The organism is Bacillus sp. DJP31 (genome assembly GCF_049310945.1).
Taxonomy (GTDB): Bacteria; Bacillota; Bacilli; order Bacillales; family SA4; genus Bacillus_BS.
In genome coordinates this window covers 129,332-137,218 of the sequence record NZ_JBMERO010000012.1, presented here as the reverse complement: position 1 = coordinate 137,218, position 7,887 = coordinate 129,332, and the positions used below count along the sequence as shown (strand labels likewise).

The 7,887-nt window shown below is 37.7% G+C and carries 8 protein-coding genes and 1 pseudogene; 6 read left to right on the top strand and 3 right to left on the bottom strand.

Translation table 11 applies throughout. The features are described from left to right. The 3 genes and pseudogenes from ACOI1C_RS13130 to ACOI1C_RS13120 all read right to left on the bottom strand — a co-directional run. Positions 1–342 (bottom strand): annotated as a pseudogene (locus tag ACOI1C_RS13130) (IS1634 family transposase); the annotation flags it as partial. A 58-nt stretch (positions 343–400) separates the two neighbouring features. Continuing rightward, a complete protein-coding gene (locus tag ACOI1C_RS13125) occupies positions 401–940 on the bottom strand; it encodes a GNAT family N-acetyltransferase (RefSeq protein WP_422510979.1) in 540 nt (179 codons plus the stop codon). Between the two features lie 16 nt (positions 941–956). Beyond that, positions 957–1,823 carry a carbon-nitrogen hydrolase family protein gene (locus tag ACOI1C_RS13120; protein WP_422510978.1) on the bottom strand — a complete coding sequence of 289 codons (867 nt, stop codon included), beginning with the start codon at positions 1,821–1,823 and terminating at the stop codon, positions 957–959. 250 nt (positions 1,824–2,073) lie between these two features. Here ACOI1C_RS13120 and ACOI1C_RS13115 point away from each other — a divergent pair, with 250 nt between their 5' ends. The 6 genes from ACOI1C_RS13115 (at position 2,074) to ACOI1C_RS13090 (ending at position 7,773) form a co-directional block, all read left to right on the top strand. Further along, entirely contained in the window at positions 2,074–2,823 is a 750-nt protein-coding gene (locus ACOI1C_RS13115; RefSeq protein ID WP_422510977.1) for a glucose 1-dehydrogenase, read from the top strand. 132 nt (positions 2,824–2,955) lie between these two features. Continuing rightward, a complete protein-coding gene (locus ACOI1C_RS13110; RefSeq protein WP_422510976.1) occupies positions 2,956–4,068 on the top strand; it encodes an HD-GYP domain-containing protein in 1,113 nt (370 codons plus the stop codon). A gap of 229 nt (positions 4,069–4,297) precedes the next feature. Continuing rightward, positions 4,298–4,636, top strand: coding sequence for a TM2 domain-containing protein (locus ACOI1C_RS13105; protein ID WP_422510975.1), 339 nt, complete (start codon positions 4,298–4,300; stop codon positions 4,634–4,636). A 9-nt stretch (positions 4,637–4,645) separates the two neighbouring features. Then, entirely contained in the window at positions 4,646–5,416 is a 771-nt protein-coding gene (locus tag ACOI1C_RS13100) for a M48 family metallopeptidase (RefSeq protein WP_422510974.1), read from the top strand. Between the two features lie 234 nt (positions 5,417–5,650). Continuing rightward, on the top strand, positions 5,651–6,571 hold the full coding sequence (locus ACOI1C_RS13095; RefSeq protein ID WP_422510973.1) for a multidrug resistance efflux transporter family protein: 921 nt from the start codon (positions 5,651–5,653) through the stop codon (positions 6,569–6,571). A gap of 119 nt (positions 6,572–6,690) precedes the next feature. Further along, positions 6,691–7,773, top strand: coding sequence for a D-alanyl-D-alanine carboxypeptidase family protein (locus tag ACOI1C_RS13090; RefSeq protein WP_422510972.1), 1,083 nt, complete (start codon positions 6,691–6,693; stop codon positions 7,771–7,773). Positions 7,774–7,887: the final 114 nt, after the last annotated feature.

Below are 7,887 nucleotides of genomic sequence, written 5' to 3'. Positions count from 1 at the left end.
AGTAGCGATTGAATCTAAGTCAACAGATACAAAGTTCCCCTTTTCTTGACGTTCTTCTTTTGCCTGCGTCTTTTTCTGGGTAAAAGAAAAATGAGTCATCGCCTTTTCAGTAGCCTCAGCGATTTCATTTTCATCTTCAAACAGCGTAATCTGACCGGCTATGCGGCCTTCCAAGGCGGAAGCTAATTTTTTCCACTCAGATTTTGGAAGGGTGAGCGTTCCCAATTGCATCACAACCCGTTGCCTCGGTCCTTTTTCTGTTCGATAGGATTCAACCAACACATGTTTCATATATTCTTTTTGGGTTACTCTATTTTTAGTGGTCGTTTCTCTTATAAACATAATTGAATTATACCTTATCGAAACCGGGTAATCAACTAAAATTATCTCTAAGTAAATATTAGGTCACTACATTTAGATTCCCAGAAGGTAAACGTTGATAAATCAACGTTTTGATACGTGAAAAATCAATTTTTGATGTGTTTTTATCAAAAACTGATGAAAGTTGGGTTAATTGAACGACTACTTCATACATCGAAAGCATGAGGCATTTTCCCAAGCCCAATTTTCGAGCATAGGGACGTACACTTATATCGACGACATACAAGGTGTTACCACTAGGATTGTGATTTCGGATATACCCATTGTCAGTGATTTCCTGCCATGTATGATCTAAATCACCGTGGCCATAATCAACAAGTAAACCCGTCATCGATCCTGCAATAACTCCATCTATCTCAATGCATAAAGCTCCTTCTGGGAAAAGTTCAATATGGTTTTGGAGCTGTGCTTTATTCCATAATAGTTCATCCGGAAAGGGTGGGGGAAAGCTTTCCCTTTGGATTTCGATCAAACTATGAAAATCGACTTCTTTGTAATTTCGAATGACTGCAGGAATCGGTTGATCTTGATCAAAAACATAAAACTCTTTTCGGTACATGAAGTGCCCCCTTCATTTACTTGGGTATGACGGTTTCTGTCCAATCGGGATAAAGGTCCGTTCGTCTGTCTCGCCAAGTCGTTACAGAGCCTTTTTCTCGTACTTGATATAATAGCTCTAAATCAAGGTCGGCTGTCACAATCATATCCTGATTCATTTCGCCTTGACTCATGATCCCACTTGGTGGAAACGGAATATCATTAGGTGTGATGATGACCGCTTGCCCAAAATTAGCACGCATAAAGTCTACGGTTGGAAGGGATCCAACTGTACCGGCATTCACCACATATACTTGGTTTTCAATAGTTCTTGCATGACAGGTATAACGAACTCGGTGAAAGCCGTGCCTGTCATCTGTACATGATGGACAGAAAATCACATCCGCACCCTTTGCTCTCGCCATTCGAACGATTTCAGGAAATTCAATATCATAACAAGTAATCATCGCAATCGTACCTTTTTCGGTTTTAAAAACTTCAATACCGTCACCAGGTGACATATCCCACTCATTGACTTCAGTTGGAGTCAAATGAAGCTTTGCCTGCTGGGCAATACGACCATCTGGATAAAACAGATGTGCTACATTGTAAAGGCGATCCCCTTTGCGGATAACATGAGTTCCTGCGATGATGTGCATGTTCGTCTGTTTGGCTAGATTGCTAAACAAGCTTTGATACTGTTCCGTAAAATGTGGTAATTCTTGAATGGTGTTGAAGCCAGAACCAATGGATAGAAGCTGGGTCGTAAAGAATTCTGGAAAAAGGACAAAATCTGCTTCATATTCCTGTGCTGTTTTTATATAATGCTCTACCTGACGAGCAAATTCCTCAAAGGAAGAAATACTATGGAGATGGTACTGAACAGCAGAGACTCTTAGTTTCAATAGGTTTCCCTCTTTCTCTATAAACTTAATTGCCTTTACCAGTATTATTAGGTAATTTGTCCTTTCATGCAAGTAGGCAATATATGTAAATTAATGAAGATATGCGACAAGAGATATACATACAAAGATAGTAGAATGAAGGAATATTCCAGTTTTTGCTGCATCTCTGTAGTTGTTTAATAGCTAACATTCCAACATATATGCGATGATAACATTAAAATGTTTTGGACGAACTAAGGAGGTATAGTAGATGGAATTTAATGGTAAGGTCGTCATTGTAACGGGTGCAGCAAATGGAATCGGTCAAGCGATTGCGTGTTTGTATGCGGAAAAAGGTGCGAAGGTTGTTTTGGTAGATATAGATGAAGGAAGTGGAAAGGAGACTGCAGCGAAAATACGAGAAAGTGGTGGGAATGCGTTGTTCCTGCAAGCTGATGTAAGACAAGAAGAGGATATCATTCACTTAATGCATTCAGCGAAAGAATACTTTGGCAAGATCGATATCTTAATCAATAATGCAGGTAAAGGTTTATTTAAGTCTCCTTATGAGGTAACAATAACCGAATGGGATGATCTGATTGCTACCAATCTAAGAAGTGTTTTCCTGTGTTCAAGAGAAGCAGCTAAATATTTACGGCAAAACGAAGAAGGTGGAACAATCGTGAACATCGCTTCAACTCGTGCAATCATGTCAGAGCCTTTCTCAGAGCTGTATGCAGCATCAAAGGGAGGGATTGTTTCCCTAACACATGCTTTTGCAAGTTCTTTGGGCAGAGACCATATCACAGTCAATGCCATCTCACCTGGCTGGATTGAAACAGGGGATTACGCACAGCTACGAGCAATGGACCATGAACAGCATTTATCAAAACGTGTCGGAACTCCAGCAGATATTGCAAGGGCATGCCTATACTTAACAGCAAAGGAGAATGATTTTGTAACGGGAATCAATTTAGTTGTGGATGGTGGAATGACCAAAAAGATGATTTATGAAGAATAAGTGTGAATTACAACTTGAATTCAACAGATTTGGTAATATTATCCCTTACTCAACTATGTTTTTTATTATAAAATAAGTTTATAATCCAAAAGAACTATCAAGAGCAACTGACGAAGTGTAGGTGGTGGGAGCATGGGACTAGATAGCTGGAAAATACTTAAAACATTATGGCTGATGTGTCTACTAGGAATTGTTGCCCTAACTGGGATCTATGGTTTATGGATTGGTGAATTTACTCCGCTTTATTTTCAGATGTTATTTATTCAAAGCTTTGGCTTCTTGCCATTTACCATGCTCTTTCGATTCATACCAGAGAAACAACGGATGTATGTATTGTTTATAAATGTCTGTTTTGTTACAGCTAGCCTTAATTATTCACTTCCGTTTTTCAATCATGTACTAGTCATTTATCTACCTCTTTTAGCCATTCTATTTAATAAAAGAAGTCTCTTCTATTTAGCGTGCCTTGTTACCATTTTAGCGGGTGTTTATTCAAACTTTATCTTAGCCGAGCATGAAACCGGATATATCCAAGCCATTATTGAAATTACATATATTTTATGCTACTTAATTGTTCTTGACGTTGTAGTGCGATCTACGGTTAAGCAATCGAAAATGACCTATATTTATGATAAAACAGTCAAAACATTGATACTAGCTGTCGAGGCAAAGGATGAATACACACGGGGTCATTCCATTCGAGTGTCCGATTATTCGATGTTAATTGGGAAATATATGAGTGAAAATGGACATAAGGTAGATTTAGAAAGTTTACGTATTAGTTCTCTTCTTCATGATATTGGGAAGATAAATATTCATCAGGAACTTCTTTCAAAAGAAGGGAAGTTAACAGAAGAAGAATACAATCTGATAAAAAAACATTCCAAGAGTGGTGCGGACCTAGCAAGAGAATTGGATTACCCTGATCATATTGTTGAGAATATTCTATATCATCATGAACGGTTTGATGGAAGAGGCTATCCTAACGGAATAGTAGGAAAAGAAATCCCAATATATTCTAAAATCATTTCACTAGCAGACACCTTTGATGCCCTCACCAGTAATCGTTCTTACCGGAAAGCATTCACTTGCGAAGAGGCACGGCAGATTGTAATAGAAAACATTGGTACACAATTTGCCCCGGAGTATGCCGACATTTTCCAAGCTGTATATCCTCAGATGGCGAATTATCAAGACAAAATAAGTCTCGAGACAGTCGGAATCGCATCACAGAATGTATCATAAACCAAGCTATCTGTAATTTTCTATAATATAAAAAGACATATGAAACCATTACAGGTTACATATGTCTTTTTTCTATTACAATAATACTTTAGGACCTTTGTAGTGGTGATGAAGTGTAAAATCCGACTAATACCCTCCAATTATGACAAAAAATTTAAAAAATCCTATCCCTTTCCATTATCTTAATATAAAATATAAGAGCAAGAAATAAAATATAGGAGGAATTTAGATGCAGAATTTGCTTTCAAAACAAGAACTAACATCAAAAGAGTTACAATTATTAGCTTCTGAAATGGACAAGCGTAAAAAATCTACAGCAACTACATGGTTATTATGGTTCTTTTTAGGCGGCTTTGGTGCACATCGCTATTATTTAGGTAGAATTGGATCTGGGGTTGCGATGACATTGACTTTGGGTGGACTGGGAGTTTGGACATTCATCGACATTTTCTTAATCATGGGAATGATTAATAAGAAGAATTCAGATACTGAAATTCAGATTATACGTGAACTTAAGTTGATGAATAATGCAAGAAATAATGAAGCTGCAGCTAGCTTAGAAAAATAGGGTGATTGGATGAATCCACGTTTAATACATGACAATGAAAAGGGTTATTATACACTTTGTTTAGTGATTAGTATTTTTAGTTACATCGGACTAATACTTTCAGTTATTGGTATTTTTTACATAGTGGCCGGAGTTGTTTTTACTCTATTTATCCACGGGCTTTCAATTGGTCATATTCAAAATAACGGAGTGAAGCTTACAGAGAAGCAATTTCCTAAGATCTATAAAAGAGCGAAGGTAATTGCTGAAGGTATGGGAGTATACGAGCTTCCTAGCATTTACATCATTCAAGAGGGTGGTGTGCTGAATGCATTTGCTACTCGATTCTTTGGACGTAATTTCATTATTTTGTACTCTGATTTTGTAGAAATTGTCGAAGATGGACATGATGCTGAATTAGATTTTGTTATAGCACATGAATTGGCACACATCCAGAGGAATCATATTACCAAAAATCTATTAATCTTACCTGCACTTTGGATTCCATTTTTAGGAAATGCGTATTCAAGAGCTTGTGAGTATACATGTGATCGAATCGCAACTGCTCATATAAATAATTCTTGTGCCGCGATCAATGCACTAAAAATTCTAGCGGTTGGAAGGATTCTATTTACTAAAGTGGATACAACAGACTATTTAGATTCAGCTAGTAGAGAGAATGGATTCTTCGTTTGGTTAAGTCACATTTTGTCAACTCATCCTCCATTGCCAAAGCGTATTAGAGAGGTACAACAGCTTAGTATGTTTCCGGAAATGTATGGATTAAGTAATTTAGGATAGTAAGAGTTAAAAAGGCTTTATGCGATGGTATTTCGCGTGGGCCTTTGTTTTTTTATCTTGTTTCTTAAACCTATCATGCTCAGATTAAAGTGCCTAGTCTCACCTAAAATCAAATAACAAAAAGAGGACAGAGTGTGGTTTTAACTCCCCTAAAGTTCATCTTCAATATATTACATCCCAATTAAATTCATATAATGGAAGATATAGATCTGTCATCTTAAAGGAGAGTCTCTTATGAAAGCAATTCTGATTGGTATTTTATCTTCTGTTTTTTTCGCTATTACATTTATATTAAATCGGTCAATGGAGCTTTCAGGCGGAAGCTGGCTTTGGAGCTCTTCGCTTCGTTATTTTTTCATGGTACCATTTCTAGTTCTCATCGTATTCATGCGAGGAAATCTTTTGGAACTTTTAAAGGAAATGTTGAAAAAGCCATTACCCTGGTTACTTTGGAGCTTTGTGGGATTCGGTTTGTTTTACGGGCCCATCACCTACGCTGCAGCATCGGGACCCGGCTGGCTTATAGCGGGAACTTGGCAGTTTACAATTATTGCCGGTATTCTATTAACTCCTCTTTTTCTCGGGGCTGATGGTAATCGCAGTCGTATTCCTTTTAAAAGCTTACTGTTCTCTTTTATTATTCTATTTGGTATTTTAATTATCCAATTGGAGAATGCAGAGGGTGGATTGTCTCTTCAGCTTTTTCTAACGGGGGTACTGCCAGTCATACTAGCAGCCTTCGCTTATCCACTTGGAAATCGAAAAATGATGGTGTTGTACACGGGAAAGCTTGATACATTTCAGCGGGTGCTAGGGATGACACTAGCTTCGTTGCCAATATGGATTGTATTGGCAACTATCGGACAGATAACGGTCGGAGCACCAAGCACTGACCAATTGGTACAGTCCTTGGTTATAGCGATTTCTTCTGGAGTAATCGCCACCTTGCTTTTCTTTTACGCAACCGAGTTGGTGAAAGATGATAACGGAAAGCTAGCAGCAGTTGAGTCGACTCAATCGACACAACTTATTTTTGCAATGGTTGGAGAGATGTTTTTTCTATCGATTCCCTTGCCTTCAATTGTGTCTCTGGTTGGAATGGTTCTAGTCGTTATTGGGATGTCACTTCATAGTTTAATAGGAAAGAAGCTGTAAGTAGGTTAGTATTATTACTATTTGTCAAAAATTACAACGTATCATTTACAGTCAGAAACACTCTCCTTCATTCGAATATATGGTATCGTATGTGTATTGAAATGAAGCTGGAGGGTACTATGAAGAATATCAAAATGATTATTTTAGTCATCCTATTATTCCAATTCAGTTGGACTTCATCTGCTTCTGCAGAAGAAAAAACGAATATAAACCTTGCTAGTGAGAGTGCGATAGTAATAGATGCCAAGAGTGGCTTTGTAATATATGAAAAGAATAGTGAACATAAAATGTATCCAGCAAGTATTACGAAGATCGTGACGGCGATTGTCGCTTTGGAAGAAGGAAATCCAGAGGACCTTGTCGTGGTAAGTGAAAATGCCCGCAATGTAGATGGAACGAGGGTTTATTTGGAAGAAGGCGAAGTCGTTCCTTTAATCAAGCTTCTACAGGGACTGCTGATTAATTCCGGAAATGATGCAGGAGTAGCCATTGCCGAGCATATGGATGGTTCTGTTGAAGGGTTTGCAGACAGAATGAATTCATTTGTAAAAGAAAAAGTAGGTGTGACGAATACTTCCTTTAAAAATCCACATGGACTTTTCGATGAAAACCATTATACAACAGCCCTTGATATGGCTAAAATAACGAAATATGCCCTAAATAATGAGGTTTTTACTGGAATCATTAGTACGCAATCCCTGCCGTGGAAAGGTGAGAGTTGGGATACCACGCTTTATAACCATCATAGACTATTGCGAGAAATTCCCTATGATGGAATTATCGGAGGGAAAAATGGATTTGTCAATCAATCAGGTTTTACCCTTGTGACTGCGGCTCAAAGAGGAGAAACGAAACTCATAGCTGTCACGTTAAATTCTACTACTAAAAACGGACAATATGAAGACACGATGGCATTATTTGATTATGGTTTTGAGAACTTTGATCCGAGCATGGTACCCAAGGTAGAGAAACCTGTGGAGAAAACAATAACAGTAGAAGAGCCTCAAAATGAAGAAAAGAAAACGAACGAGATGGATAATATATGGATTCACGATGGAATGGGATTTGCTGGAGAAGAGAGTTCTAGCCGTCCTCATTCCAATTTATTGACCATTTTTGTGTCGTTATTCTTCTTCGAAATTCTTGCTATCTTTGCATTCGCTAAAATAAGGAAGAACAATGGTTTCAATTATCATAAATAACAAGTTTTAGGTCTATCCTTATAGGGTGGACTTTTTTTGTTCGGTAAAAAACATCACAACTCTAGGCTACGACTAAACTAGCAAAAAGTTCAGAAAAAACAATCGAATATTCGT

What these genes read in the sequence shown, in the direction of transcription:
- ACOI1C_RS13125 (WP_422510979.1), bottom strand. Translation starts at nt 940, where the DNA reads ATGTACCGAAAAGAGTTTTATGTTTTTGATCAAGATCAACCGATTCCT.
- ACOI1C_RS13115 (WP_422510977.1), top strand. Translation starts at nt 2,074, where the DNA reads ATGGAATTTAATGGTAAGGTCGTCATTGTAACGGGTGCAGCAAATGGA.
- ACOI1C_RS13110 (WP_422510976.1), top strand. Translation starts at nt 2,956, where the DNA reads ATGGGACTAGATAGCTGGAAAATACTTAAAACATTATGGCTGATGTGT.
- ACOI1C_RS13105 (WP_422510975.1), top strand. Translation starts at nt 4,298, where the DNA reads ATGCAGAATTTGCTTTCAAAACAAGAACTAACATCAAAAGAGTTACAA.
- ACOI1C_RS13100 (WP_422510974.1), top strand. Translation starts at nt 4,646, where the DNA reads ATGAATCCACGTTTAATACATGACAATGAAAAGGGTTATTATACACTT.
- ACOI1C_RS13095 (WP_422510973.1), top strand. Translation starts at nt 5,651, where the DNA reads ATGAAAGCAATTCTGATTGGTATTTTATCTTCTGTTTTTTTCGCTATT.
- ACOI1C_RS13090 (WP_422510972.1), top strand. Translation starts at nt 6,691, where the DNA reads ATGAAGAATATCAAAATGATTATTTTAGTCATCCTATTATTCCAATTC.